Annotated in this window: 16 protein-coding genes; 4 read left to right on the top strand and 12 right to left on the bottom strand. The window is 43.5% G+C overall.

Going from position 1 to position 26210, the window contains the following annotated elements:
• Window positions 1–769 (bottom strand): DUF6279 family lipoprotein (locus AB4384_RS14140; RefSeq protein ID WP_372129699.1); only part of this gene is annotated, 769 nt, incomplete at its 3' end.
• Window positions 770–1072: 303 nt separating this feature from the next.
• On the opposite strand from AB4384_RS14140, the gene AB4384_RS14135 reads away from it, so the two are divergent.
• Window positions 1073–1246, top strand: a complete 174-nt coding sequence (locus AB4384_RS14135) for a hypothetical protein (protein WP_017064349.1) — start codon at window positions 1073–1075, stop codon at window positions 1244–1246.
• 140 nt (window positions 1247–1386) lie between these two features.
• On the opposite strand, the gene dbpA is transcribed toward AB4384_RS14135, so the two are convergent.
• The 9 genes from dbpA to AB4384_RS14090 form a co-directional block, all read right to left on the bottom strand.
• Window positions 1387–2766, bottom strand: a complete 1380-nt coding sequence (gene dbpA / locus AB4384_RS14130; protein WP_017064348.1) for an ATP-dependent RNA helicase DbpA — start codon at window positions 2764–2766, stop codon at window positions 1387–1389.
• A 148-nt stretch (window positions 2767–2914) separates the two neighbouring features.
• Window positions 2915–3823, bottom strand: a complete 909-nt coding sequence (locus AB4384_RS14125; protein ID WP_017064347.1) for an aldo/keto reductase family oxidoreductase — start codon at window positions 3821–3823, stop codon at window positions 2915–2917.
• Window positions 3824–4040: 217 nt separating this feature from the next.
• A complete protein-coding gene (locus AB4384_RS14120; protein WP_372129698.1) occupies window positions 4041–4628 on the bottom strand; it encodes a hypothetical protein in 588 nt (195 codons plus the stop codon).
• Between the two features lie 210 nt (window positions 4629–4838).
• The gene (locus tag AB4384_RS14115; protein ID WP_372129697.1) at window positions 4839–5783 is read right to left on the bottom strand and encodes a PstS family phosphate ABC transporter substrate-binding protein; all 945 of its coding nucleotides are present in this window, start codon (window positions 5781–5783) and stop codon (window positions 4839–4841) included.
• The gene (locus AB4384_RS14110; RefSeq protein WP_017059473.1) at window positions 5783–6421 is read right to left on the bottom strand and encodes an OmpA family protein; all 639 of its coding nucleotides are present in this window, start codon (window positions 6419–6421) and stop codon (window positions 5783–5785) included. Before AB4384_RS14110 ends, AB4384_RS14115 begins: the two co-directional genes overlap by 1 nt.
• Window positions 6421–7734, bottom strand: a complete 1314-nt coding sequence (locus AB4384_RS14105; protein ID WP_065584756.1) for a TolC family outer membrane protein — start codon at window positions 7732–7734, stop codon at window positions 6421–6423. Before AB4384_RS14105 ends, AB4384_RS14110 begins: the two co-directional genes overlap by 1 nt.
• A 34-nt stretch (window positions 7735–7768) precedes the next feature.
• On the bottom strand, window positions 7769–9094 hold the full coding sequence (locus AB4384_RS14100; RefSeq protein ID WP_017059471.1) for an HlyD family type I secretion periplasmic adaptor subunit: 1326 nt from the start codon (window positions 9092–9094) through the stop codon (window positions 7769–7771).
• Complete coding sequence (locus AB4384_RS14095) at window positions 9087–11246, bottom strand: type I secretion system permease/ATPase (RefSeq protein ID WP_372129696.1); 2160 nt, start codon at window positions 11244–11246, stop codon at window positions 9087–9089. The genes AB4384_RS14100 and AB4384_RS14095 overlap by 8 nt, the downstream gene beginning before the upstream one ends.
• A gap of 33 nt (window positions 11247–11279) precedes the next feature.
• Window positions 11280–20456 (bottom strand): RTX toxin, encoded by a 9177-nt coding sequence (locus AB4384_RS14090; RefSeq protein ID WP_372129695.1) that lies wholly within the window; start codon window positions 20454–20456, stop codon window positions 11280–11282.
• A gap of 249 nt (window positions 20457–20705) precedes the next feature.
• On the opposite strand from AB4384_RS14090, the gene AB4384_RS14085 reads away from it, so the two are divergent.
• The 3 genes from AB4384_RS14085 to AB4384_RS14075 all read left to right on the top strand — a co-directional run bounded on the left by AB4384_RS14085 (window position 20706) and on the right by AB4384_RS14075 (window position 24670).
• On the top strand, window positions 20706–22553 hold the full coding sequence (locus AB4384_RS14085) for a M3 family metallopeptidase (RefSeq protein ID WP_372129694.1): 1848 nt from the start codon (window positions 20706–20708) through the stop codon (window positions 22551–22553).
• A gap of 300 nt (window positions 22554–22853) precedes the next feature.
• A complete protein-coding gene (locus AB4384_RS14080) occupies window positions 22854–23990 on the top strand; it encodes an AAA family ATPase (RefSeq protein ID WP_102321354.1) in 1137 nt (378 codons plus the stop codon).
• On the top strand, window positions 23987–24670 hold the full coding sequence (locus AB4384_RS14075; RefSeq protein WP_102321353.1) for a hypothetical protein: 684 nt from the start codon (window positions 23987–23989) through the stop codon (window positions 24668–24670). The genes AB4384_RS14080 and AB4384_RS14075 overlap by 4 nt, the downstream gene beginning before the upstream one ends.
• Window positions 24671–24725: 55 nt before the next feature.
• Here the strand turns inward: AB4384_RS14075 and AB4384_RS14070 are convergent, their stop codons facing one another.
• Both AB4384_RS14070 and AB4384_RS14065 read right to left on the bottom strand, forming a co-directional pair.
• Window positions 24726–25091 carry a phage protein gene (locus AB4384_RS14070; protein WP_102321352.1) on the bottom strand — a complete coding sequence of 122 codons (366 nt, stop codon included), beginning with the start codon at window positions 25089–25091 and terminating at the stop codon, window positions 24726–24728.
• Between the two features lie 224 nt (window positions 25092–25315).
• The gene (locus tag AB4384_RS14065; protein WP_372129693.1) at window positions 25316–26149 is read right to left on the bottom strand and encodes a RecX family transcriptional regulator; all 834 of its coding nucleotides are present in this window, start codon (window positions 26147–26149) and stop codon (window positions 25316–25318) included.
• Between the last annotated feature and the right edge of the window lie 61 nt (window positions 26150–26210).

The raw sequence follows: 26210 nt of genomic DNA, 5'->3' as shown, positions 1-26210 counted from the left end.
TAATTACGCAACAAAGCCCCATATCTACTAAAAACTTGGCTGATGTTTCCATATTTTGGTTAAGCTGCGGCTCAAGTTCAGCAGGATAATAAGCTTCATTGTTTAAAAGCAACTTCATAATAATTGGCTGAGCAATATGTAGGTCGCTCTTCTTTGCCATCAGCGTCGTTAGCTCTTCATAGATGTTGTTTTGATATTGTCGCCAACTGCTATTGGTATTTACCCACTCTTTAGACCAAGCCAAAATAATCTGTTTTTGTTCTTTCGATACTGAACCTAACCACCGTTCTGCACGCTCTTCTATTCTGTTTCGGTATCGCTCTCTCGAATCGTCATCGTTCAACGACAACCTTTCTTCATAATAGTCTTGCTGCTTTTCACGAAAGTTCTTTAAAAACTCCCTGTCTTGCTTAGGGCTAAGCTGCATACTCAAGGCGTAAATATCTGGAGCGAACTTATTGACGATTGTGCGAATATGCTCTTTCGTTTGTTCACTTTGGCCCACAATAAAAGCGGGATTCATATCCGACCGATCTACGTTTTGAATCGCTTCTAATTGCGAGATGTACAGAGGTAGCTGAGTTTCTTTATGCCATTTCTGTAATATATCTAATCGCTCTTCAAGCTCTGATTCTTGGCTATTTGAGAGGGAAACAAAATCTTCTATATAGCTAACGACAAACCAACCTATATTGTTATAGGCGAACTTGGTCCCGCACCCAGTAAATAGAAAACAGATCACTAAAACTAACCACCGGCACTTTCTCATTCTACCCTCTCACGACATTCAACAAAGCCACAAACCGATTAACTCATCCCTTTAAGGTTAGCCCAGTTTTTATAACGCTAATTCTAGCTCTTATAAAAGTAGTCTTAATAAACAGTGGTCGTAAGAACTTTGAGATAAATTGAGACCCAAACTTGCTAATCTAGCTATTTAGGCAAATGATTAAACTAAAAATAATTAATGGCAGTGATGTGACTTGATTTTATTACTCATTTGACGTGATACGAACCCTATAAATGAGTTGGGTTGACGTATTTAAAATGATTGATATTTGGGAGGGAAGCTATGGCCGCTATTCCTGATCATCCAAGCGATTTAGAATATGAGCTTTGTTATTTTGATGATGGTTCAATAACCACAATCACGATATTGGTTCACAATCGACAGGAAGCGATGACTTGGTATCTTAGCGAAGGAAAACATATCAACGATCTTTATTCGATAAGACCCGATGAATAATGCTTTGGTATAGAGGACTAGGTCGATAAACCTAAGATAAGAAACTTAAGTGGCATTTTGTGGAACACCCTTTACTGCAATGCCATTAATTAGCAATGTCGTTAATTAGACATATCGCAGCAAAGGGATTCAGTCTCGAATTACTTCAGGATTCGGGCGCGGAATTGACGACCCTTCATTTTACCTGATTCGATTTTGTTCAGTGCTTTTTTAGCCACAGATCTTTCTACCGCTACGTAAGCACGCATTGCAAACAGATTGATCTTACCTACTGATTTACCATCAATGCCGCCTTGGCCCGTCAGTGCGCCAAGAATATCACCAGCACGAAGCTTAGCTTTCTTACCGCCATCAATTTGGATGGTAACCATGTTTGAGTAGTACGGCTTAGCAATTGGTTTTGCTGGCAGTTCAGATGGCTCGATTGGCATGTCCATGTACTCATCAATTTGAGCAACACGGTACATCTCTTTTTCACTAAAAAAGCTGATCGCTACGCCTTTGCTTCCTGCACGGCCAGTACGACCAATACGGTGTACGTGAACTTCAGGGTCGCGAGACAATTCAAAGTTGAACACAGCATCTAGGTTATCAACATCAAGACCGCGAGCCGCAACGTCTGTCGCCACTAGAATCGAGATGGTTTTGTTTGAGAACTGAACCAAAGCTTGGTCACGTTCACGCTGTTCCATGTCACCATGAAGTTCGATAACACTGAAACCGCGGTGGCTTAGCTCATCGTTTACGTTCTGCACTTCTTTCTTAGTGTTACAGAACACAACCGCAGACTCCGGTTGGTGATGCAACAACAGCAGCTCTAGAGCGTCATCACGAGCTTCAGAACCTTCTAACTTGTAGAAGTGTTGTTGGATGCTTGAGTGATCGTGTGTTGATTCAACCTTCACCATTTCTGGATTGCGCATAATGCGGTCTGCAACAGATTTGATCTGTTTAGGGAAAGTCGCACTGAATAGCAGAGTTTGGCGTTCTTTTGGCGCCGCTTCAATCACAGCATCCAAAGCGTCTTGGAAACCCATCTCTAGCATGCGATCCGCTTCATCTAACACAAGTGTGTTCAGCTCAGACAGGTCAATGCGGCCTTTCTCTAGGTGATCAAGAATACGACCAGGTGTGCCTACAAGAATGTGTGCGCCATGCTCTAGTGAACCAATCTGTGGGCCCATTGGCATACCGCCACATAGTGTCAGCACTTTAATGTTGTGAATACCACGAGCAAGAGTACGAATCTCTTTTGCTACTTGGTCTGCAAGCTCACGAGTCGGACATAACACTAAAGACTGAACACGGAAACGCTTAACGCGTAGGTTCTGCAGCACGCCTAAACCGAAAGCAGCTGTTTTACCTGAACCCGTTTTACCCTGACCGATAACGTCCTTGCCATTTAGGATAGTAGGAAGACTTAACGCTTGGATCGGCGTCATTTCAGTATAACCAAGAGAATCTAACGTATTTAGAAGCTCTGGTTTAAGGGCGATTGAAGAGAATTTTGAAGTGCTCAATGGAAATATCCAACTGGTGAAAAACAGAGTGCATTATGAGTGTTTTTGAAAATTATTCCACCTTAATCACAGTTTTGGAGAAACATGTTAGGCGAACACAAAAAAGCCAGCTTACTTAGCTGGCTTTGACTTCTATACGAATTGCTTTCTATGGCACACCGTGACCTTTAGATGCCACCCATACGCGATACCACTGTTCGCGCGTCAGCTCGATTTTCAGTGCATCAACGGCCGTCTTCACACGCTCAATCTTACCAGAACCAATAATTGCAATTGGACTAGATGGTAAACGACGAACCCAAGCGTAAATCACTTGATCAATGCTGTCTGCACCGACTTCTTGACGAATCGCCTCTAGCTCATCACGAACGCGAACCGCTTGCGCTGAATCACCACTGAAGATGCTACCACCACCGAGACAAGACCACGCCATCGGGCGAATGCGGTTCATCTGCAGTTGATCTAGCGTGCCATCATGAGCCACTTCGAAGTTCAATGGGTTGATTTCAACTTGGTTGGTCACTAACGGCTTACCGAGTCGAGATTGAAGCAGTTCGAACTGACGCGGTGAAAAGTTAGAAACACCGAAGTGCTTAACTTTACCTACTTTGTGTAGCTCTGCGAACGCTTCTGCTACTTCATCGGCATCCATTAACACGTCAGGGCGGTGAATCAACAATACATCGATATCGTTAACACCTAAGTGCTCTAATGAGTTATTTACTGATTGGTAAATATGCTGCGCGCTGGTGTCATAGTGATTGATCTTACGATCTGGAGTGTGGTCACCACATAGGTTGATATCGCACTTGGTGACGATTTGAATATCATCACGAAGGCTTGGTTCAAGCGCTAACGCCTCACCAAACAACTTTTCACATTGGTAGTTACCGTAAATATCCGCGTGATCAACAGTTGTGATGCCAAGATCAATATGTTGCTTCAGGAAAGTCAGGCGTTGTTGCGGGGTCATGCCCCACTCTGCTGTACGCCAGTATCCTTGCACCAGCTCAGAAAGTTCTGGGCCTTGTGGCGCTATCGTTACTCTTGCAACCATGGGTTGTCTCCTTTATCAATACTGAACGTATCCTAAGCTCGTTTTACCGAAGGCTCAACGTATAACAAATGGCAAAGCTAAACGCTTATTAAAAATGTGAGAGCCGCAGAAAAACGAACACTTAAATGAATTATAACTTGCTGTCTGCCCGCGAGCCGTTCTCCTGAAAGGCTTGTTTAGCCTAATAAATAACGAAACTATCTATAAATTTGAGCAATTAAAAACGATTAAGTTCAACCGTTAAGTTGTCACCATCACTCTGTAACTGAATCCAAGGAGAAGTAGGGCTAGAAGAAGATAAGCTAGGCACATTCCACACACTCAGTTGCTCTGCTGAACCGTGAGGCGCGTTGATGAATTCGACCAGCTGTTTATCCACCTTATCGAAACCAACACCTTCATTTCGAGCTTGTTCGAGTTGAGCTGTAACATCGAATTCATCTTCACCAATACGAATTGAACTGAGAGCAAAGCCATCTTGGCGAAGGTATGCCTGAAGCTTTGTGTAACTTAGGTCCGAATATGGCAGGTTTAAGCGAACCGTTTCGACACTTGAGTCCCCCAACTCCAGTTCAACATACACATCCAGGTCGTAATATTGGGTTAAGTCACTGCACAACAAAGTACCTTCGATCTCACCACAATCCATCAACTCGATATCATTAATATAGTTTTGAGAATTCGGCAGACTTGGGCTGCTGTTAAATACTGTTCTTAGCCACCAGCTTTCGGTTGCTTGCGCTGAAAATGAAATAGCATTGAGGGACAGCATTAGAGGCAAGATTAGAACTTGAAAGATTTTCATCGACTGGGCTTATTTAGCGCTATATGAAGTGTCCATTATACGTGACCAAACGACAAACAACTGCTCGAGTCGCAAATTTTAGGCAAAAAAAAACGGGCATACATGCCCGCTAGATAAATTCATCACCGAATAACGTAATCCGTCACGTTGAGAACCATTACGAAAGAGAGAATATCACTCTCCCACAACAGTTACAACATGACATACCCATTACTTGTAGCCACCTTCAATAGCAGGCTCTTCAAGCGACAATCTGACTTTGTTACGTTGAATAGCTTCTGGCGGCAAGCTGATGAAGCCGTATTGGTTCAAAACGACTTGATGATCTTGTGACAAGGTAAGCCCAACAAAGAACTCCTCTTGTTCCGTAAAGCCTTTGCGATGCACTGGAATATTCAAGTACATGTAATAAACCGTTGCTAACGGGTAACGACCAGAGAGGATCGTTTCTTTGTTTAGGTCGTAGTTCACACCTAGGTTATCAACCACGCTCAACCATTTCACATCAGAGATCTGATCTGAGTAAACGGTGTAACCAATGGCGGCATCTTCGTCTTCAATCTTATTAATCAGATCAGGTAAATCCGCTAAGAACTGAGTATGGGCATATTCTCCTTCTGTTCCACATTCGACCCAACTTGAAAAGGCAGTATGGCCTTTCAGGTTGTGATCAATGGCAAAGGGCAACATATGAGTATCTAGGCTTTCACCGTTACGAATATCACTACTTGCTGACCATTTTGGATGTTTAGGATCGTTAGAACAACCAAACACATCAATTAATTCAGCGACGGTGATTGATGTCGCAGGGTTATTTTCATTGGCTAGAATCGCAATCACGTCAGCGGTAAACATCAGCTCTGTTGGCCTATAGCCGTAACGCATATCAAACCTTGCCATCTCTTTGTCAGTCCACTTTTTGGAAGTGATACCAACACGCGAGCGCTGCATGATCATCTGTTCTGGGACGCTGTCACTCAACAAGATTTCTAAGTCGATCTCTTGGCTCTTAAGCAGATCTTCTACAAGCCCCTGCATATTCGGCTCAATCGCGACCAAACCAATGTCACTGGCATCATTCGCAAATGTCGATACAGAGAACAACGCAGGTACAGCAGCAAGCAGCAAGCCCGATTTATTAGCTAGACATTTCATTACTGGCCTCCTACTGGATCAATCGACGTTTTAGACTCAACATCGCTATTACTATCGAGCTGCATTTCTGAAGTGAAGATGTTCCAAGATGGATTCACTTCCATGCTTTCTGTCTTAATCACCGCAATCGTTCTGCGCTTACGCTTGTGAAGGTGCTGAGTTAAGCTGGTTATCTGAGTAAACTCTTGTTCGAAGATACGCTCACCATTGATGCCTCTATCAATCAATGCGTCTCGAATCACGCCAGTTCTTTTCTTGGCCAATGCTTTGTTATAAACGTTTGTACCTTCAGCACTGGTATCTCCGACCAAGGTAACCGAAGCATCAGGCTGCTCTCCTAGTAAACGCACCAACTCATTTAATACAGCGGTATGATCAGGTTTAAGGTCATACTTATCAAAATCAAATGCCACACTTAATACTTCAACATCTTCGACAATTTTCCAATTAGCACACCCTTTAATGTCTACCGTTACACCTTCTGGCGTATCGGCACATAGATCTCGCTGGTTAATCACACCATCTCGGTCATTATCCGCTAAGTCATCAATTTGGTGGCGTGTCATTGTCGTATCAGGCGTTTCTGCACATCCCATTAGCAAGATAGAGCTAAGTAGCGCTAGTTTAAAATATCTCATTACTTATTCTCCCCTTGCCACTCTTCTGGATGTTCAATCCTCAACGCATACGTCAACATACCCATCGCATTTAACACTCGATAAGCCGCTAACGTTTGATCATATTCAGTGCTGATGAAGTTTCTTCGAGCCAAAAACACTTCTACTTTTGCATCCAGTACATCAAGAAGGCTTCGTCTGCCAACATTGAATTGCTGGATATAGCCAAGCTCTGCAATTTTCGCTGCATCAACATTCTGTTGAAGTAAGGATTTTTGCTGCTCAAGCATTTTGTAAGCGTTCCAAGCCAGTTGTGTACCTTCTCGAACCTCACGCTCTGTTCGTAATCGGATCGCCCTTGCCTCTTCCACTCGCCAAGCTGACGATTCAACCCTGGAGTCGGTAGAGAAGCCATTAAACAGGTCATAATCCATCGTCAACATGATACGTGCATCTTCATCGACACCGCCTGGCGGGTTAGATACGTTGTCATTCTTATTGGCATGAAGCTCAAGTTTTAGCTCTGGGTAGTAATCCCCCTTCTCACGGCGCATTTCTTTACGAGCGGCATCAATATCAAGCAAAGAAGCTTGGATTTCAGGGTGATTCTCGACAGCCTGTTCAAGCGCGACCTGTGCTGAACTTGGTAACAAAGCATAATCAAAACGTGGATAAACCAAGTTCACAGCAGGCTTGCCGACTAAACGTAGGTACTGAGTTTGTAAATCAAACAGGTTGTTTTGAGCAGCGATTAGTGAAGATTGCGCCGTCGCAACACGGGCGGAGATTTGAGCCAGATCCGAGTTGCTACTCAAGCCTTTGCTCTTTTTATCTTGGATATCTTGATAGATCTCTTGGTGCTCTTTTACATTACGCTTAGACAGTTCAAGTAGCGTCTCTGCTTTTAGGATATCGAGGTAATTTCTCACCACATCTAACGATACGTTTTCAGCTCGCGAAATCAGAGTTAGACGCTCAGCTTCCGCTTCGAACGTCAGTCGATCGACATTCGAGGTCGTTTTAAAACCATCGAATAGTAACTGGGATACTTTAACGCCAATTTCCGTTCTCGTTAGGCCTCTATCATCGCTATCGAGTTTGCTGCCACTGTTGTAGCGTGTCTCTTCATAGCCTGCTGCCGCGTACAAGTTCACTTGTGGCATATACAAACCACTCGCAGCGTCTCCGTCTCTGACCACCGATTGGTATCGGGAGTATTGCGCCAATATCTCTGGGCTATAGTCGATGGCAAAGGCCACGGACTCTTCTAATGAAGCTGCTTGAGACAGCCCACTCATTAGCAAGCAAGAAGAGAGTAAGAATTTTGAATGCATTACACTTCCTTTTATATTTATGCTTTAACCCACTTCATCGTTCACGAAGTGAGTTTTCCTTAGCTCGTAAAATAGGTTTTAACCAATAACTCAATACTGTTTTCTCTCCGGTTAATATATCGACCGCGACTTGCATCCCTGGGATAATGCTAAAGGCAGAGTTTTGTTGCTGGTCTTCGTTTAACTGAATATGGGCACGATAATAGGCGTTTCCGTCTTCCGTTTGTAAGGCGTCGGCACTCACGTAAATCACCTCGCCTTTAAGTCCGCCATAAATGACGAAATCATAGGCCGTGAATTTAACTGTCGCACCCAGCCCGTTATGAACAAACGCGATATCTTGCGGAGAGATTCTCGCTTCAACAATCAGGTCACTGTTTGATGGGATGATCTCAATGATTGGCTCGCCGGGACGAACTACACCACCAATGGTACGCACAAAGATCTCTTTGACTGTGCCATCAACGGGCGCAACAATTTCGGTACGCTTGAGTTGGTCGGCAATCGCCTGCTGGCTTTCGTTCAGCTGCGCTATCTTGCTCGCCACTTCATTCAACTGGCCTTGCACTTTGGTACGAAAATCTAAAGCGATACTTCGATGATCCGCTATCGACTCTGAGTAGGCAGCTATCTGCTTCTGCGCTGCTACTTTTGAGCTAGCAATATCACCTTTGAGTTTGACTACATCACGGTTGAGTTTAAGTAGCTCAACTTCCGCAACAGCACCGCTCGCTACCACGTCTTTCAGCATGTTGCGCTCACGAATCACAATCTCGAGGCTGCTTTCAAGAGTCTGGATATTATTAAACGTATCGACACGAGCTTGGTCTTGTTGCTCGATACGAAGTGCCGCCTCTTCCAGTTCAGACTTCAACTGTCCTAAACGTTCTCGGTAGTTCGCCTTGGCATTCATTAACGCAGGGTGGCTTGATACATCAACCGCAATATCTTGAGGCACCAAGACCACTCGCTCATACCACTCTTTCGCATCGTTATTTAAAACGACCGTCGACAGCTCAGCCTTTAATCTTAATTGCTGAGCAAGCAAGGTATCCGCTTGTTGAGCCGACTCTAAAAACGCCGCCTTAAAACGTGTGTCTTCTAACTTAGCTAGAGGTTGCCCCTTCACTACAGATTGGCCTTGTCGCACCATGATCTCTTGAACCAGTCCACCTTCTAAGCTCTGAATGGTTTGCACCGAAAGACTTGGAACGACTTTACCTTCACCGATCACGACTTCTTCTAATGTTGCCCACGTAGCCCAACCGATAATTGATACAATGAGTAGAGCACTCAACCAAATCAGCTTTCGAGAGCGGAATGCTAAGTGGTTGTTGGTCCATTGAATATCATTACTCATGACGACCTCCCTTCACCACAGATACCGTCTTAAACCGGCTCGTACCTTTAGGTACACTTTTCTTCTGTAAAGAGAGAATTTCTTTAGGTTCACCTTCTGCCACGATTTGACCTTTATCCAATACAATCACTCGATCACACATCATCAAGAATGAAGACTTATGGGAGCTGATTAGCATTGAGGTTTCTCTCGGCATACTTTGCAGCGCATTGAAGAATTGAATCTCAGCTTGACTATCTAATGCACTGGTTGGCTCATCCATAATCAACAACTTTGGACAACGATACAGAGCTCTCGCGATGGCAACGGCTTGACGCTGACCACCAGAAAGTAACCGACCACCCTCACCGACAGGTGTTTCAAGGCCATTGCTTAGGCGCCCCATGTAACCATTCAAACCCGACTGTTGAAGAGCTTGTCTTAGCTTTTCTTCATCAACGTTGGTCGCACCAAGCGTAACGTTGTCGTAAACACTGCCAAAAATAAGATTAGTGGTTTGCCCTACCCAACCCATGCCACTACGCAGAACGCTGGTTGGCCATAATTGCCCATCGATTTCTTGATAGAAAGCTTGTCCTGTTGTTGGCAAATACTGGCGCGCAACAATCGATAGTAGAGTTGTTTTACCCGCGCCTGCCGCACCGACAAGACCAACTCGCTCACCCGGTTTGATCTCTAGGGAAATCTCCTTTAATGCAGGGCTTTGAGTCTCTGGATAAGTAAACGTCACTTCATCTAACCTAACCCCACCATCAAAGTCTCCTTTGTCGATAACTTGGTGTTTGGACTCTTCCTGAGGTAGCTCCATAATCTGATTCAGCCCTTCAACGGCCGAACGTGTTTGCTGGAACCTCAGCAATAGAAGAGAAAGCTGGTTCACCGAACTTGCAGCGCGCCCACTCAACATCACAACGGCTATCAAACCACCCATACTCAGCAAGCCTTCAGAGATCTGATACACGCCGAAGATGATCAGAGTGATGGTAACGATCTGCTGACTGGACTGAATAGAGTGCGTCACGATATTGGAGTAATGACGAGATTGAGTCTGCCATTGAGAGAGCGACGAAATCGTCTGTTCCCAACGCTTCTGGGTAATACCCTCAGCATTGTTTTGCTTGATATCCGGAAGGGTTGTTAAGCAATCAAACAGCTGGGCTTGTCTTTGTGTCGAGAGACGTGCGGTTTCATCGAATGTTTTCTCGACCTTGCCTTTCATCGCGATGCTCAGCACAATCAAAACAAGCATGATCGCGACAGGTATGAACATCATTGCGCCACCGAGCCAGCCGATAAGCAGTAGGAATAACAAAGTGAATGGCAGATCGACTAAAGTGACTAACGAGATAGAAGTGAAGAAATCTTTCACGCTATCGAAGTCTTGAAGCTGTCTGGCAAATGCGCCTACCGATTGAGGTCGATTTTCGAGCTTCATACCAAGGACTTTCGAGAACAGCTGAGAAGACAACTTGTTATCAATATAGCGCCCAGCCATATCAGTCACAGAGCTTCGTGAGCTTCTCAATACCCAATCAAAAATAACAACGATACCAACGCCTGCTGCTAATACCCAAAGCGTGTTAAACGCTTGGTTTGGCACAACACGGTCGTACACATTCATGGTAAATAACGGAACCACTAGCGCAAGCACGTTGATCAAGAACGAAGCGATAAACAGATCGCGATACCAAGGCTTCACTTCTTTGACCACCCGCCACAACCAACGGGTGTTGGATTTACTGTCATTGCGCTCATGTGCCTGAACACGGGCGTCATCAAGCGCTTGAGCACCCACTTGCCAAACAAATGCATCCACTTTAATGACTAAGTCTTTAAGGAGAATTTGTTGGCTTAAGTTGGATTCACAATTCAATACTTGAAAGTCGCCAACGGAGCTTTGGGTTACGACAAGAGGAGACCCTGTCGCGGACTCAACAGCAACAACAGGGAACTGACATTGATTCAATAATTCTTTTTTAACGTGGCTCAGCGTTAACCCCGATTTCTCAATCGCTCTTGGAAAAAGGGATTCATTGAGCCTGCCTTCATTTAAAGGTAGGCCAGACACTATTTTGGAAGGGTGACTGCGAACATTAAAATGCTCACACAACCACTCAACACAAGCTAGCCAGCTGTCTTTTTGTTCTACCAATCTAAACTTCCTTTTATAGACTGTACATCTAACTTACAGCGTTAAATTATTGTCTTCTATCATTTTTTGTAAAATTTGTGCTTCTAATGCACTGCTACTGTCACCTTGATACAGATCGTCGTACGTGACATCAGCTAGCAAGATGTTTTGTTGAACGTCTTCGTCACCATTAGGTTTAATAGAAATGGTCACACCTTCACCAGATTCTTCTAAATCTAGATATTGTGTTGCCCCTAGCCCTGTATTAAGCCCTAGGCTTCCCAAAATACCCGAGAGGTCAATTGCATCAGTGTCTGGAGACGCATCAAAATCTTGAATCACATCGTAGCTTGGTGCTTCTGCACTCCCTAAGCCTGAAGATGCGAACACAAAATTGTCAGAGCCTGTACCGCCAATCAACAGATCGTTATCATCTGTCGCGGTAATCGTAGAATCCCCTTCAGCGACAAACTCAATCGATACGGTTTGGGGTAACCCGACCGCTTGGTTATTGCCTATCTCTGCAGACGGCTCTATCGTTAGGTCAAATTGATCACCACTGTTGTAGCCCCCGGTAATCGCTAGGTTAGGCACATCTGCCAAGTCCACCACATATTGACCATAGACCATAGAGCCGTGTGAGAACGTCAAACCTGCGGGAATATCATGAATTGTAATGAAGCCCACTTCTGAATCAGCAGGGTTTACAAGAGAAAGGTCTAAACCAAGAGGAATCGTGCCACTTGCTTCTGCCACGATCGAAGAATATTCAACGCTCAATAACGGTGCATCAGGCTCTGGTGTGATAATAAGCGTCATGTCTTGCGAGCTCGGGTCACCCGTGTCGACCACTAACTCACCGAGTACCGTATTTTGATCAACCGTTCGGCCGGTAATCGTAATATCGAGGTTACCAAACGCATCGCCTGCAAAGAATTCGAGCTCATCAACAGAACTTGCTTTAACGAGGATCGTCGCCTGTATGATGCCACCAACACTGGTGAAAGAACTGGTTTCTGATCCAATTCGAATTCGGTCTAACCCAACTAACCCTGATGGGTCCGAAGTTCCATTCACTGTTACCGTAATTGCTAAAAACTCATCACTGTTAGTTTCAAAGCTATTGGCATCAAGAGGAATCACGATGCCATCATCTTCACTTCCAGTGAGCTGTTCAGGTAAATCGAAGAACTCAACTTTGTCACCTATAGGGTTAACACCTACAGTAAATTCAGATTGTGTATAACGGATATCCGTCGTACCAATTTCTTGAGTAATCGCCTCTAGAGACAGATTAATGTCACCACTAAAGTCTCTTGGTGGCAGAATGACTAGATTAGATAACTGACTTGGATCTAACTGCCACTCATAGGTAGGGTTTCCATCGAAGGTACCGCCATCAGCACCATTGTTTGGAACCAACTCATAGTTGTCTCCGATTTTAATCGCGACAACTGCGCCTTCAGGAACTCCCTTCAACGAAAGCGACATGTTTTCAGAACCATCTTGGTCAATCAGCTCTGCGCTAAGTGATGACAACGAAATGTAATTATCTTCATCTCCGATAATATCCTCTGTTATCAAGTTCGCCGCATCAGCGACTGGCTCAACAGTAATAGTCACGACCGTCGTTTTATCTTGCGTATCCGTTTCTGTCACGCAATCCGCTTCATCGGTAATATTTGCAGTTACCGTGAAGGTGATATCGCCGCTGTAATGTTCAGGTGGTGTTACCAACACATCACTCAAGCGGCTAGGATCCGTTACCGTCCAAGTACCATTGCCGTTATCAACCAACAAGCCAGTATCAGCAGGACTCTCCGATAGTGTTACACCATTTGATACTGTGATGGTCAGAGAGTTAACTGTCTCCTTGCCAGTAGCACTATTGCCTTCACCCGTGATTAACTGACCGTCTTCAACGCTATCACCAAGAACCAGTTCAAGGTTAAGGTCTGTCGCGATGTCTTCTTGAATGGTTGTGGAGTCGGCTTCAACCGTAATGTCATCGACCACAGGCAGAACTTGGATACTAATGGTTTGGGCCGTCGTCACCGTATCACCGCTACATGGTGAGGTCTCAATTGTCTCTATGGTGAAATCAATACACCCTGCAAAATCTTCATCCAAGCCCGTTAACGTTAGTTTCGAAAGTCCATCTGCAGTGATTGAATAACCGACGATCTCACCAGAAGCATCGTATTCAGCAATCACACCATCACCGGAGATCTCAACGCCTTCAGGAAGAGAATCGGCAGGAATATAGAAAGAGATCGTATTGTCTGGGTCATTCGCTACATTAGTATTGAGCAAGCCCGTTAAATCGATATCTTCACCTTCATTAGTCTTAATATCACCACCCGGTTGAATGGGACTTGGTGGGCCAACAGGGTCACAAGAACCGCCACCGCCGTCATGACCAGTAATTTGCAGCGGGAAAGTCGCATCAATATATCTCGCATCATCACCATCAATCACACGAGCACGAACCACAATATCCAGTACCGGAGTATCACTTGGGCTGGAAATCGTCGCATTATCTAAAATGTACGCTGCGAGTTCTTGGAAAGAGTCACTCGTTAACCCATCCGCCGATATGATCCAATTCCCAGAGCTATCTTGCGCAGCACCATTAGGGTGCTCAACAATCAACGAATTGCCGTCGGGAATCTCGATCAAAATATAATCTAGGTACTCTGACCCATCGATATCCGCGTCGACGAACGTCACGGCGTTAGAGATATCAACATGCGAGCCATCTGTACTCTGTAACAGCTCTGTAGAGCCTTCTAATCGAGTATCTAGCTCGACACGAGCATCGACAGTCACGCTAATGGATCCGGTAATATCTTTAATATCCGTTGCACCAGTTGGAGAGGTATCCGTGACTTCATAGGTGATAGGAATTGAGAATGTTCCGCTTAAATCTTCTGTCGCTGTAACAGAAAGCCTGCCGCTGCTTAGAAGATCCGAAAGCGTTGGCGTTGTTGAGTCCAGTAGAGTATCCAAATCTAAGCCTGAAGCTGGGACCTGAATAACACTCCCATCAAAATAAAGAGTGAGATCTGCAGGTAGGCTATCAATGACATATCCCGTCAAGGATTCGCTGCCATCAATATCCTGATTCACTGAAGGTTCAAGGTTCAGGCCGATTTGACTGTCTTCGATGCCTTGAGTACTGACCACTTGACCGTCTTCTTGATCAACGACCGGCGCTAGCTCTACTTTAAGTGTCATAGGAAACTCGCCCGAATCACCATCGGGCTCAGTTGAGATAGCAATAACGGTCAGTTCTAATTCACCACTAAAATCAAGAACTGGCTTGAGATACAGATCATCCAGTTGAGCGTTAGAGACTTGGAATACGGGCCCTGTCACATCATCAACATACGCAATCGTCAGCGATACTGGTTCGCCCAACGCATCCACCAGCAAAGTGCCTTCAGGAATGTTAGTAAGCAGTATGTTGATCTCTTCTGAAACATCGTCATCCGTCGTTTGTATGAGGAAGTCGAGCTGTATTAACCCATCTTCATTCAAGACCGATTGGTTGCTGATGACTTTACTGTCACTGTCGTATTGCCAATGACCATTACCACCGTCTACCGCGATAGGTTCATCCACAACACCTTTCAAAAAGATATTGATGGTTTTTGTATCACTTGACGCTTGCCCATTGATAGGAATAAGTGAATCGATCGTCGACTCAGTCGCTATTGCTGTTACGTCTATTGACAGATCTTCAGTAAAGGAACTGATGTCTTCTTTAGGCTGAATATAAGCAACACCATTGGCGATAGCTTCGGCAGTGACTGAATAGGAATTATTGCCTATCTTTGCGGTACCATCACCTTCAACAGACCAGCCATCTTGAACTTGGATAATATAACTTAACGATTCAGAACCATCGGTGTCCGCCAAAGCGCCTTCAATAACGTCTTTGAGGTAAATAGCTTCATCCTCTAGTCCCTTGTAGTCTTTAACAGACACATGAGGAGTATCAGCATCAGGTGAAATATCGACAGTAACGGTATGTACAATACTTGCCGTTTTATCATCTGGGTCAGCGAATGAATTGCCAGACTCTGTTGCAACCGCAGTAATCTCAAACTCAAAGCGACCCGCTAGGTTGTCGTCAGCCCTGATTTCCATTTTATCAATCTGAGCCTGTGTGTAAGATTTCCCTTCTTTGACTGCGTTGCCATTTAACGTCAAATTCAAGCCGTCAGGAATCCCACTAATCTGGTAGCTCAATGTTTCTGACGTATCTTGATCCACCAGCTGAGCTGTTATGTCCAAACTGACTGGGTCTGAGTCATCTTCTACTGAATGATAGGAGAATACGGAAGCCGACCAATCCGGTGCATCAGCCACCGGTAAAACAGACACTGCAACATCAGCCGTCAGTTCTTTAGGATCCGTATCAGTGCTAATGATTGCGTTGATCGCTAGGATAACCGTTGAGGTGGTATTGGATTCATGAAGCGCGGGACGATAAGTCAACTGTCCATTAGGCCTAGTGAACTGACTATCAATCGCTGCCAATTGACTTCCAGACAAGGTGACCTTGCCGTCTACAACTTGAAGCAACACCCCATCAAGGTACAAGCTACCACCGTTTAGCGATGCTTCTGAGAACTCGATAGCGGTAACAGTTTCACTTTGGTCAATATCACCAGTTGAAACACTAACGACAATTATCGCATCGTTATCTTCTGTGGTTTCCGAATCTTCATAACGGATAAAGCCTTCGTTATCATCTAGAACAAGTGTGGCACTACTAGTGACTTCATCGCCGTCTGTATCTCGGACTAGGTACTCAATTTCATCCACTAACTTAGGATCATTTGGATTTGTAGCTACATTTTGATTTGTAATTAATTGATAGCGACCATCTGAGTGAAGCGTAAACTGACCATACACGGTACCATCAAAACTATTAATCAAATCAATCTCGATTGACGTAATTGCATCAGTAAAAGTGTAGGTAGCACCACGATATTCGAAGCTAACAATGACGGCACCATCAGCCCCAGTAAACTCTTCGGTGAGGAATTGGCCACTCAGATCATCTCCCTCAACTAACTCGATAGAACCATCTCGAACAGTCGGCACATCATCTTTTACGTTGACAGAATAAATAGCAGGATCTGAGCTGTCTCCATCCGCATCATTGACCACTAACTCAAAATTCAGTTCTAACTCGTTCTCACCATTATTTCCATACTCGTGATCTAATGGTGCATAGAGATCAAACTCAGTGGTCCCATCATTATTAAAGCGAATCCTAAATACGTTATTGCCGTCAGTGTCTTGCCCATAATACCAACCATCAGAATCAACAGCTTGAAGGGATATCGCTTTACCGGCACTGGTGTAGCCAAGTGAATCAAAAGCAGCGGTGTTGACCGTGACAGAAACAACATCATCAGAGCCTTCGATAATACCCAAAGATGGGCTACTATCTTCGACTCCAACTGGCTGACCATCTCCTAGCAAAGCATCTTCATCAACTGAGATGCTTCCAGTCACCGAAATTTCAGGGTCTTTACCGTCATAGATTTTTATTTCAGATTCTTGCGTGTCTCTCGAACCATCGGAATCAATGGTGACGATAAAAGCTGGAATCGTCAGTTCAGTGTCTTTTGAACCAGAGCCATGATCAATGGACTGATACAGCTCAATAACGACATCAACGTTTGTAGAGCCATTGGCTTCAAGGCTGAAAGGATCGGGAAATTTGATTCTGAAAACAGCATCGCCGTTACTAAGAACCGCATCAAAGGTACCATTGCCGTTATCGCGCCAAGTTAGCGCTTCACCATTGCTGGTTACCGCAACACCATCGTTATCTAGAACAGCTGGTGTCGTTTCTACATCCAAACCCAAGAAAACCAGAGAGTCATTGCCCGCGGTAACAGCTAAGCTCACGTTTGCTGTTGACCCAACTCCCGATGGAGTACTATCAGCAACAGGAATTTCACTCAGTTCAACCGTTCCAGAGCCAATCGTTGGCTCACCGCCATCAGTCACTGATACATTCAGGGTTAATTTGGTTTCATCGTTGTCATCATCTCTAGCGGTAACAACAAATGGAAGTTGGTCTGTAATGTTATCTTGGTCGAGTCCCTTAAAGAGTTCAAAAGTATAAGTAACATCAGTATCCGCCTCACCTGAAGGAGAGGCAAAGCTCAAGGTGAATGCTTTATTGTCAGCACTTTCAGAACCAACATAGCCAGTAAGTTCACTTCCATCCGCAGAGACCACATAAATGATCTGTACACCGCCACTAAACAACTGCGGCTGATCTCCAACATCAAAAAATACAGACTCAACAAAGTCACTTCCGACGTTGAGATTGAAAGTGCCAGTATCAGAGACACTGCCATTAATAAGATCAGATTCGTCCACAGCAGCATTGCTAGTTGAAGTTAGTGCCGGGTCGACTCCATCTTGGATAATCCAATCAAACTGCCCTTGTTCCAGAGCAGTACCATCTAAGTCTTCTCCATCGATGATAAGTGGTAAGGTAATAGAATCGTTGCTGATCAGGTGGTTTATAGGCTGATCTAGAACTAATGTGACGTCTGCGAGAACATCAATCCGACTGGCAACTGCGCTCAACGATAGCGTGAATATCGTTTCACCATTTGCTTGTGCGGTAATCGTTTTACCATCATTGGCTAACGTGTAAGTTAGAGGAAACTCCTCGTCCCCAGTCGTAAAACCCAGAGCATCTAACTGCACAAGGGTATTGGCATTAAATACAATCGAGGCGGGATCTGGATTGTCTGAACCTGCGGAAACAGTAAACTGACCGACTACAGTTTGGACTCCATCAGATACGTCACCTTCCGTACTGGTCGTTGTCCCATCTACCACTAATCCCGCATCACCATCGAAAATATCGATAACCGCGGTGCCATTTCCGAAGTCGTTACTGCTATCGCCAGCGACGTAGTTGAAACTGATGCTTTGAGCTACCGTGTGATCTAAGTTTCTGTTGGCGACAAACGTCCAGTGACCATTTGCAAAGACGGTTAAAACACCTTCATCAAGAGTAAATGAGACCGGAGCGCTGCCTGAAATTGTTTGTGTCGTCCCATCAACTTCAACGCTTCTTATAGTTAGCTGGGTATCGAGATCGATGTCGTTATTCAACACGTTCCCTGACGCAATCTCACCCTCGATCATTTGATAAGACTCATCAAAAACCAGAGGTTCAGAATCTTTGATGACAATAGGTAAACGTCCTATCACTAACTCCGTTGTACCATCAGCATCGGTTTGCAAACCTTCGATGAGCAAAGCCGTCAGAATTGAATCTAACCCAGCTTCCTGATCAATCGCCTTATAAAAATTGATATTTACGTTGCTGCCGGAAATTGACGCATCGAATACTTTTTGCCCATCGCTTCGTGTGCCAATGAGGCTTTGTTTATCAGCCGATACAGCAACGGTTATCGATAGGGTTTGAGAAGTTAGTGACTCTGCGATGCTTTGATCATCGCTAAAAGAGAAGTCCGCATAATCGATGCGAATATCAGAGGTCTGAGTTTGATTTCCAAAAATCCCGACAACAGTTTCTGAGAACACAACCGACTCGGGCAGTATAATGCTTGGCATATCATCGATAGCTTGATTGCCTACCGTATTGAAAACTTTGGCATCAACCGTCCATTCTGACGCCAAGTTTAGGGACGAGACATCTATATTTTCAACAACCCAATTACCTGATGCATCAACAACACCCTCAAACACAAGAGTCTGAGAGCCATCATTAACTTCAATATAAACAGGAAGACCTTCGGCAACATTGGTTGTGCCTTGCATGGTTGTAAGTTGGCCGCCACGAAATGCCAAAATACTAAAACCGTCTAGCGTATCAATGTCTATAACAGGCGAAACAGTATCAATAACAATTTGCCCTGCGCTATTTATTGCAGAAGCAGGGTTACCGGCAACGTCAACAGTGTCAGCCTCAATTTGAATGCCACCATCGGAAAAGCTGGTTAGATCCACGCCTTCAACTGACCAAGCACCATCAATCACAGTTGCCGTCAGAACAATGACATTCGTTGTGCTGTCAGAAATACGAATATTGACCGTTTGGCCATCTTCTACGTTCTGTACCGTACCAAAGAATTTAGCCGACTGAATTTCGAAGCTATTGAGGACACCGTCGCCACCATCATCAACCGCAGCGGTGATGTCCGCTAGCGTATCTTTCACGATCGTGTCGGTCGCTGTTGTAGGGTTTCCAGCAATATCGATAGTATTGGCAACAACGGTTAGCTCACCTTCTGCAAAGCTTGAGTAGTCTTGAAGAGTCAGAGTCCAAGTTCCGCCGGATACTTCCGTTGTGTATTCTTGTATCGTTCCTTGGCTATCGGTAATTGAAATGTTGATGGTTTGCCCATCTTCTACATTGGCAATCGTACCAACTAGCTCCCCATTCGATATTTCAAATTGATTGTAAAACTCATCACCAAAGCCATCGAAGTCAACCTCAATGTTGGCTAATGTGTCTTTGATTGTGGAATCGTTAGCTGCAATGCTATTGCCAAAATCATCAGCAATGACAGCATCGACTTGAAGATCCCCCTCCTCCAATGAAGAGAGGTCGACGCCATTGACGACATACGTTTCATCGCTTGTGATGGCTGTGGTGGTTACTGTGTTTCCGTTAACATCAGTGATGGTCAGAACAACGGTACGCCCGTCTCGAACATCCACTGCCGTGCCCGTAATCGTGACACTTGGTACTTCAAACTGATTTTCGTAACCGTCTCCACCATCCAAAATATCAACGGTTAATAGTGCACTAGGTAACAGAATATCAAGGTTACCCTCATTCGAGGTTGTATCTTCGTCGGCATATTCTGCAGGACGCGTATCAAAACCCGCCTCAGCGAGCGTTTCATCTAAGGTGGAACGAACATAAACAATAAAAGAGGCGCTGGAACTAGGTTGGTCATTTACTGAGTTAGGCTGTTGAGGTGCGCTTTCAATGTTGTTGACGAGTTCGGTGACCACCTTTTCCAACTGTTGTTCAACTGCGGCGATTTGCGGTTCGGTTAGGGGCTGAGCCTCTTGTAAATTCTGAGGTTCAATGCTGACGACTTGCACGCCTTCAACTTTTGGCTGCGTAGCAGGTAATTGAAGCCAAGTCCCATCAGGGAATACTTGCCACACAACACCACCAACTTCGATATATAAAATAGGATCCATCCTAAACCTCTTCCTTACAAAAACGCTGACCTTGAGAACATCAATTTACTCAATAAAAAACCGGAGAAATCAGCACACTCTCTTTAGTTAATACTAGCAAACAACAAACCATTAACAGTTAATTATCACTAATACGCTGTAAAGTAAACCGATAGGCTGTGACTGCATTCAGTTATATCTATCGTCACAAAATACATTCAATGAATGTGTCATAATTTTGAAATTACTGGTTAATTTTCAAGGAATGTCATGACTGCAACGAACTATCTCAATCAATTGAATCAAAAGTATCTTGCGACTCATAAAGCGAAAGAAGACTTCTTTTGGGATACATATATGGGGATCAGTGACGACCACGATGGTTCGACACTCGCGCAGACTCAGTGGACGGAATTTCTAAGCTCTGCCGAACAGATTACTGCTATCGAAACGCAACTCGCTGCTATTGATGAAATTCAAGATCCTCTCGAAAAAGAGAGTGCGCTGACAGGCTTGAATGGTTGGTTGGCGACCTTTAGATCTCACGCTATTGAGTCTGAGCAGTCACAGAAGCTTAAATCCGATCTCATAAAGTTTGAGGCTGAACTGTTTGAGAAAAAACAGAATCATGTAATGACTTACGTAAATGAAACAGGTGATGAAACAGAAGGATCGCTGCCCGTTTTAGGTTCAGCCGTTAGAAGTAATGGTAATGAACAAGTTAGGCTTTCTGCACATCAAGCATTATTAGATTTAGAGCAATGGCTGCTGGTTAACGGCTTTATTGAGCTGATCAAAAAACGTAACCAATTTGCTCAATCACTGGGGTTTAAAACCTTCTTTGATTACTCGGTGGTAAAAACCGAACAGATGACGACAGAACAACTGTTTACGATTCTGGATGACTTCGAAGCACGCACGCGTGATAGCCATCAGCAAAGCCTAGCCAATTTGGCAGAGCAGAAAGGCGAGAATGCACTTCAAGCCCATAACTTTACCTACTCTTTTGCAGGTGACGTTATGAATGATCTTGATCCTTATGTTCCGTTCTCAAAGTCACTTCGACGCTGGATTGAATCTTTTGGTCGCCTCAACATCGAATACTCTCAAGCGACATTAAAATTGGATCTGCTTGATCGTAAAGGTAAGTACCCTAATGGCTTCTGCCATGGCCCTATCCCTTCTTTCTATGACCAAGATGCTTGGGTTGCGGCCCAAGTTAATTTCACTAGCAACGCTAAGCCCGATCAAATAGGCAGTGGCTATGATGGGATTAACACACTATTTCACGAAGGTGGTCACGCGGCGCATTTTGCTAATGTAAAAATGAACGCCCCTTGTTTCTCTCAAGAGTTTGCGCCGACTTCGATGGCTTATGCTGAAACACAATCCATGTTCTGCGACAGCTTGTTAAATGACGCTGACTGGCTAAAACAGTACGCTCTAAATGCGGACGGGCAACCTGTGCCAGATGATCTAATTAAAGCCATCATCGACAATAAACAGCCCTTCCGAGCTTACCAAGAACGCAGCATTCTTGTGGTTCCATATTTCGAGCGAGCCCTGCACGAATTAGCTGATGAAGACCTCACGCCTGAAAAAATCACGGCACTTGCTCGTAGCAGTGAAAAGGCAATTCTTGGATTGTCTTGCAGCCCTCGTCCACTAATGGCGATCCCTCACTTATTGTCTGATGAAGCATCTTGCTCATACCAAGGTTATCTATTGGCTCATATGGCGGTGTATCAAACACGAGCTTATTTCACCGACAAGTTTGGTTACTTAACAGATAACCCAGAGATCGGGCCTTTGTTGGCGAAACACTATTGGCATAAAGGCAATAGCGTGAACCATAACGGTACAATCGAAAGCCTGACTGGGGAAGGTTTTAATGCCAAATATCTCGCTGACGAGTGTAACTTATCGCCAGAGGAGGCTTGGGCGATTGAGGAGCAAAAAATCAAACAGCTGTCGACAAGAGAACGTGCACCAGTCGCGGATTTGAATGCGAAGGTATCGATCGTTGATGGAGCAACTGAATTAGCGAATAATGCAAAGTCGAATGACCAAATGTGTGATGATTTTGAGCACTTTATTATTGAGCAATACGGTCGATAGATTGAGTTTTAATGCTAATGAAAAAGGCAAAAATGAGTAGTGACATAACTCATTTTTGCCCCATTGTAAGCTAGACCTTTTACTCATTCATATCCTGTTCATGGGGGTTTTCCCTACTAGAAGTTATCCATTCTTCTAATGCAGTTCGCCGTGAATCCCCGTGTTGTATCACGGGGGTAAATTCGACCAACCTATAGGCACACGCAATTCAATATTACTTTTTAGAGCATTACAAATTCACTGTGATGTATGTTCTGATTGCGTTAAACTGTAAGTAGTTCAATATTTAGGAAAAACATCATGATAATAAAAGAACTGCACTTAAACGGAACTAGTCTCGGCTCCAAGGTCAAAATTAACAATGTATCTTTTGACCGTCTTAATGTTCTTGTTGGTGTTTCGGGTGCGGGTAAGACAACTATCATTTCAGGTTTAAGTAGCTTGATAAGTTTAGCTGAAGGTGGAAAGTCTAGAACTATAGAGTGGACTTTGCATTTTGAAGATGACCTAAAAAGAAATGTTTTTTGGAAAGGACAACTTTCTCAAGCTATTGAGTATGATGCAGAAGGGAAAGTATTCAGTAAATTTGTCAATGAAAGTCTGACAATAGACGGCACCCCCATTTTTTCTAGAGACGAAAAATCTGTTATTTTTTCTGAGAAAGAGCTTCCACGTTTAGATGATGATAAAAGCTTACTATTTCTTTTAAGACAAAGTACTGAACTAAAAGACGTTTTCAAATCGTTAACATCAGCTGTACTAATATCCGTAGACTCTGAACTGTTTTCAAACAACATGACTGTGCCTTTAATTGACGGAAAAATTCATAAGGAAGTACTAGCTCGAAACGGAAACCTTAGTATTAAGAAGCTATCAGCTCAATTTAAAGAACTAACATGTAGAGAGAAGATCTATTACGCATTTAAGTATGATAAAGATGCTTTTGATGAACTAGAATTCATATATACAAACATATTTCCAGAAGTAAAAAAAATAACTCCACGTTTAATAAAGACTCATACTGAAAGTTCAGATGGAAGACGAGTCATATTCATTGAACTAGACTTAAAAAATGGCCAAAAAATAAATCAATCCCAGATATCTTCAGGGATGTTTAAAGCTATGATGCTCCTTTCTGAATTACAGTTCGGAAACAATAATTCACCAATAATCATCGATGAAATTGAAAATAGTTTAGGTGTTAACTGTTTACCCGATATATTGTCAGAATTACAACAAACATCAAATCAAGTAATCATTACATCCCATCACCCAAGGGTGATCAATGATATACCAAAGAGCTTTTGGAAAGTTGTATCGAGAGGAAAAAACGGCGACATAACTACATACCCAGCAAGCGAAGTGCTTGATTTTGATAGTAATCATGACAATTTCCTTTTACTTATGAATAGCAATATCTATCGAGGGTATGAATGAAGCTATATTTCTTAGTAGAAGGACTTTCGTCAGAGATGCAAGTCTACCCTGAATGGGTTAAGCACATAATACCTGATTTAGAGACATTCACTAAGTTTAGTGATTTTAAAGCATCTAGTTCGGGGTGCTTCTTTTTTTCAGGTGAAGGTTACCCTTCTATATTAGGCCATATTGGGAATGCTATAACTGATATCACTGATGACGGCAGTGTAGATTACTTCTTTGTAATTTTAGATGCTGATGAAGATAGTGTTGATGTTAGAAAGCAATTCATATTGGATGAAGTAAATAAAGTTGAATTGCCTGAGCGATTACATGTTGTTCCTGTAGTTCAAAGTCGTTGCTTCGAAACTGTTTTGTTGGGTAATTCTAGTGCAATACCTCGGTTTGCAAAGGCAGAGCCTTTGATCAGCTACTTTCAATATTATAATGTCATCAAAGATGACCCTGAACTGATGGGCCGTTATAATGTTGATTTTACTCATTCACAATTTCATGCCGCATATGCTATGAAGGCCTTGAGAGAGAGAAGGATTAACTATTCTAAATCTAACTGTAGCGCTGTTGCTAACCCTGATTATTTTTCGAAAATATGCTTACGTGTAAAAGAATCAAAACACCTATTGTCTTTAGTACCATTAATTGAGGCACTTGAAGAAGTAGCTAATAAGATGAAATAGGCATGATTAAGCTTTAGGGTTAGTGATTATTTAATAGAGGGCAAATGCCCTCTTTTTATTTTAACCTCGATATTGACCTAGCAATTTTTAGAAGTTGTGTAGAGGTCTTGATTTCCAATTCAGATTGAATCCCCAATAAAGCAATTCCTGCTAGTATTTTCTGTGGCCTGACAACTTGTCCAGTTGGCAATTCCATTCTGTCATACAACATTTTGAATTGCTCCCAATCCTCACAGACGCTGAGCTCCCGACCTTTGGCCATTCTCATAAGCCTTCTACACTCTGGAGGGATTGGGTTACCTTCATCCCAACCCGTGACAGTCCTCACAGATTTAAAACACAGTTCAGCGACCTCTTCCTTGGTCATTTGGCATTCTAATTCTCGAAAAATGTAATTCTTACTCATTTCGCGATACTTCAATGATAAAACCCCTAAATACAAGAGTTTGCACTACATTTATAAGATATGCACCATTAAACATAATCAGACAAAGTGCGCACTGTACGAAGGCGCACTAATTGACAAGTTTGCCTTATAAAAAGTTATTCATGAATTGCTAATATTAAATTTTGCGAAAATGATTTCTGTCCAATAGTTACTTAGGACAAACCAACATACTACAATAGGAAATTTTTCCGGCTTAGTTATTCGTTATCTTCACTCAATGCAAATTTGATCTCGTCAGAAGAGAACCCCTTTCGACTTAGCATCGCGTAAGCCTTAGAGCGTTCTTTATGATCGTTTAGGTCATAAGGCTTCTTCTGCAACTGTTCTAAACAAGAAGAATAGAAATCTAGCTGCTCTTCATTAATCAATCGGTCGATGAGCGATGACAGCTCACTTGTGTCGATTTGTCGTTGTCTAAGTTCTTGCTGAATGGCGGTCAGGCCCTTGCCTTTACGAGCATACTTGAGCACCTCTTTTTCCAAATCGGCTTTCTCGGCCTTAATTTGAATGTTACTTTTCAGTTGATGCGCTTGTGGGTGCTGGTCAATCGCTACCTTAACTTGTTGATAGCTAAAGCCACGCTTTTGCAGTGTCGCAACCAGCTTTTCACGGCTCATGGTAAAGCTTGAATAGTAGTGGTTGATTCGGTCTATCAAGATGGTTTGTTCATCAATAGACTTTTCGAACGACACTTTATGGATTGCATCAGAAATCACTGAATCGGTCAGCCCCTTCTTCTTCAGTTTTTCGACAATGTATCGAGAACCGAATTCACCAGAGAAAGCTTGTTCCACGAATTGTTCTGCAAACACTTGGTCAGACTTGAGATGCCCGAAGCCTTTCAGTGTCCCTAGAGTTTCATCGATCCATTCTTGATTGTCGGTTTTCACTTTGAGCTTCGCCACTAACTCGCTTTCCGTCATGTCTCTCTGAGTTAAATGCCACATCGCAGAGTTCATAACACTTTCAATTCGCGTCGCTTTTCTTACCGTTGTATTTCTAGTATTCGTTTTTTGCTGTGAATCGTCCATTCGATTTCAACTGTCCAGATTGAGCCTACCCCATCATAACTTAATTCTAAGATGGGTGGAG

The sequence above is a fragment of the Vibrio sp. 10N.261.51.A4 genome (genome assembly GCF_041471945.1).
Lineage (GTDB): Bacteria > Pseudomonadota > Gammaproteobacteria > Enterobacterales > Vibrionaceae > Vibrio > Vibrio crassostreae_C.
Note: the sequence above shows the minus strand (reverse complement) of the source record. Positions and strands in the feature narration are given on the sequence as shown.

What these genes read in the sequence shown, in the direction of transcription:
- AB4384_RS14105 (WP_065584756.1), bottom strand. Translation starts at nt 7,734, where the DNA reads ATGCATTCAAAATTCTTACTCTCTTCTTGCTTGCTAATGAGTGGGCTG.
- AB4384_RS14090 (WP_372129695.1), bottom strand. Translation starts at nt 20,456, where the DNA reads ATGGATCCTATTTTATATATCGAAGTTGGTGGTGTTGTGTGGCAAGTA.
- AB4384_RS14115 (WP_372129697.1), bottom strand. Translation starts at nt 5,783, where the DNA reads ATGAAATGTCTAGCTAATAAATCGGGCTTGCTGCTTGCTGCTGTACCT.
- AB4384_RS14135 (WP_017064349.1), top strand. Translation starts at nt 1,073, where the DNA reads ATGGCCGCTATTCCTGATCATCCAAGCGATTTAGAATATGAGCTTTGT.
- AB4384_RS14100 (WP_017059471.1), bottom strand. Translation starts at nt 9,094, where the DNA reads ATGAGTAATGATATTCAATGGACCAACAACCACTTAGCATTCCGCTCT.
- AB4384_RS14065 (WP_372129693.1), bottom strand. Translation starts at nt 26,149, where the DNA reads ATGGACGATTCACAGCAAAAAACGAATACTAGAAATACAACGGTAAGA.
- AB4384_RS14080 (WP_102321354.1), top strand. Translation starts at nt 22,854, where the DNA reads ATGATAATAAAAGAACTGCACTTAAACGGAACTAGTCTCGGCTCCAAG.
- AB4384_RS14110 (WP_017059473.1), bottom strand. Translation starts at nt 6,421, where the DNA reads ATGAGATATTTTAAACTAGCGCTACTTAGCTCTATCTTGCTAATGGGA.
- AB4384_RS14075 (WP_102321353.1), top strand. Translation starts at nt 23,987, where the DNA reads ATGAAGCTATATTTCTTAGTAGAAGGACTTTCGTCAGAGATGCAAGTC.
- AB4384_RS14085 (WP_372129694.1), top strand. Translation starts at nt 20,706, where the DNA reads ATGACTGCAACGAACTATCTCAATCAATTGAATCAAAAGTATCTTGCG.
- AB4384_RS14125 (WP_017064347.1), bottom strand. Translation starts at nt 3,823, where the DNA reads ATGGTTGCAAGAGTAACGATAGCGCCACAAGGCCCAGAACTTTCTGAG.
- AB4384_RS14120 (WP_372129698.1), bottom strand. Translation starts at nt 4,628, where the DNA reads ATGAAAATCTTTCAAGTTCTAATCTTGCCTCTAATGCTGTCCCTCAAT.